Genomic DNA, 805 nt, shown 5'->3' with positions numbered 1-805 from the left:
TGGTATGACCGCAACCTTATAATGGTTGGCCAGATGCTGGTAAGCAGGATTGAGGTCCGGTTCATACCGACAGGCCTGGCTGACACCACTCTTGAGGTTGTCGGGAACCAGCATGTCCGGCACACCACCAAAGAACTCGAAGGCGCGCACATGGGAGCCAAGCCAATCTTCAGACTTCTGGCTCAGGGTGGCTTCGGCATAGGTATAACTGGAGGCACCCAGTACGGCGACAAAGATCTGGGCCTGGCGGTCAATCTCTCCGGTTTGTGGATTCACTAAAGGAACTGTGGGCCCTGCATAATCGATAAACATTTTTTCACCAGCCCGGTGAAGCTGGCGCATAGAGCGCTTCTGCTGGCCACGCCAGATTTTATAGCGATGGCAAAACTGGGCATAGCTATAAGCATTGAGAGTAAAGGTCTGACAGTACTCTTCCCAGAGCAGTTGCTTGGTCACCCCTTTCTTCTTCAAATCTTGATGAAGGCTGGCCCAATCCGGATCGACCAACCCTTTGCGATGAAGCAGCGGGGCTTCAGGAAACAGGGAGGCCGCCAGTGCCGTTTCGCTGAAATCGTTCGGTAACGGCCAACTCAACCCAGCTTCCCGAAACAGGCGGAGGTAGTTAGAAACTGTGCCCACACTGACCCGAACACAGCGAGAAATCTGGCGAGTACTGAGGTTGTTCTCGTAGTGCATTCTGAGAACGTCTTTGAGTTTACGCATGGAAATCCTGTTGTCAGACATGGCTGCTCCCTCCGTGGTTAGGGAGGGCAACGGCCAAAGTTCAAGGAAATCAATGCACAAG

General features: G+C 53.0%; 1 protein-coding gene. It reads right to left on the bottom strand.

Annotation, left to right across the window (positions count from 1 at the left end):
• The coding region (gene istA / locus M3P05_RS20540; RefSeq protein WP_249702005.1) for an IS21 family transposase at window positions 1-744 on the bottom strand (744 nt) is incomplete at its 3' end.
• Window positions 745-805 lie beyond the last annotated feature (61 nt).

The organism is Parendozoicomonas callyspongiae, from assembly GCF_023502345.1.
In the GTDB taxonomy this organism is placed as follows: domain Bacteria; phylum Pseudomonadota; class Gammaproteobacteria; order Pseudomonadales; family Endozoicomonadaceae; genus Sansalvadorimonas; species Sansalvadorimonas callyspongiae.
The sequence above is the reverse complement of the archived record's forward strand: the minus strand, read 5'-3'. Positions and strand labels throughout refer to the sequence as shown.